The following is a 1,722-nucleotide window of genomic DNA, read 5'->3' as shown; positions in this document are numbered from 1 at the left end:
CAGAACAATCTCAAGCAGGCAAACAGCTTGATGGCTGGCGCAGCTCGCACGGAAGCGAGAAACAACCAGCTAGAGACTCAGGCAGAGCACGCGGAAGACATGGCCGATAAGCAGACCATCGGGACCGCTGCTGGTATGGGTTTGCGAGCCGGTATGTCTGAGGCGGGCAAAAAAATCGCCACAGATGCTGGAACCGCGCTCACGCGCAGTGAGGCAACCACTATCGGTGCTCACGGTGAAACCGTGCAAGCCCTCGAAGGGGCGACCGGCTCATTTGCACAGTCGCCGGTGACTGCCGGTGCGGTTGAAGGTGGCGCGGGAATCAGTGCATCTGCTGTGCCTAATGCGGGCGTTCAGGGTGTGCTGTCAGGCGCAGGAACAACCACAGCCGGTGCAGGCACCACAGCGGCAACAACCGCCGCGACCACTGCGACGACTGCCGCAACCGGCGCAGGAACAGCGGCAACCGGCGCGGGATTGACGTCTGCAGCAACCACAGCCGCTACTACAGCAGCTACGGCAACCACAGCCGCCGCTGCGGGAACCGGCGCAACAGCGGGACCGCTGGGCATGTTAGGCGGGGCTGCATTAGGCATTCTGGCCACGAAATTGTTTTAAGGGGAAAGTATGGGTTACTACCGCACACAAGGTCTGGCCGATGGCTTTATGCAGGGCTTTGGCCTTGTTGATGATTATCAAAATCGCCAGTTCCAACAAGATCGCCAGAAGGCCGCTGATGTTCGTGCAGAGGAATCGCACGATCAGAACATGGCGTCAGGGAAACTTGAGTTAGAAAATGCCGGTTTACGCCTGCAGAAAAACCAGTTTGACGTGGACCATATGGGCGAAATGCACACCGCCAGAATGGGGGAAATCGAGCTGGGCAACAAGGTGAAAAATGCCCAGTTGGCGCGGGAAAAGTTTCTGCAGAAGAAAGAACAATTCGAATACGATGCAAAAGAGTCCCTGACTCTGTCTGACTCGATTTTGGCGGCGGTCAATTCTGGCCACTCTTTAAATGATGACATGATTACAAAGGTGATTGAGTCATCCAAAAAGCCTGGCTCATTGTTCTTTGCGTTCGGCGCTGACCTTGAAAAAGGCAAAGAGATCAACCGAGTCAATACGGCATTCTTTAACGGTGAAATCCCCCTCAGCCAAGCCCTGCCATCACTGCAAGCCCGCTTTGACCCTTACGTGCAAGAGCTGATTGGCGAGCGCGATCTGAAAAGCGGCAAAGAGATCGTTCGCGCCCAGGTGACTGATTTCAACATGACAGATCAGAAGAACCTCAAAGGCACACCTATGGTGACGGTGACATACGCGGACGGCACAAACGCCACCCGACCGGTGACAGAACACCGTTTAGCCGGTGGCGACGACAAGCCGATTGAGCTTGGTATCGATCAAATCATGCAACAGCAAATAGCTGACCGGCAGTTCCTCGCATACATGGCGGCGACCGGCCTTGATAAAAAACTCAAGGATGGAATCACCGCCCTACGGACCAAGGCACAACCAGGCAAAGAAACCCCGTTACAGGGTGATGTCCGTGAGACATTCGCTGGCCTCATGAAGCAGTACAACAAAGCAGCGGCAGGCAAGACAGACGAAATGGGCAGCACTTACACCCCTGCTAACCCCGAAGAAATGGCAGCGATTACGGCGAATATTGACCGTATGGCCATGCAATACCCAGACATGGCCAAGGCTTATGGCTGG

Annotated in this window: 2 protein-coding genes; both read left to right on the top strand. The window is 55.3% G+C overall.

Annotation, left to right across the window (positions count from 1 at the left end; translation table 11 throughout):
• Positions 1-618 (top strand): hypothetical protein (locus tag H511_RS24100; protein ID WP_027252046.1); only part of this gene is annotated, 618 nt, incomplete at its 5' end.
• A 9-nt stretch (positions 619-627) separates the two neighbouring features.
• Positions 628-1,722 (top strand): hypothetical protein (locus H511_RS23025; protein WP_036759392.1); only part of this gene is annotated, 1,095 nt, incomplete at its 3' end.

It is taken from the genome of Photobacterium halotolerans DSM 18316 (assembly GCF_000425165.1).
GTDB classification, from domain to species: domain Bacteria; phylum Pseudomonadota; class Gammaproteobacteria; order Enterobacterales; family Vibrionaceae; genus Photobacterium; species Photobacterium halotolerans.
Note: the sequence above shows the minus strand (reverse complement) of the source record. Positions and strands in the feature narration are given on the sequence as shown.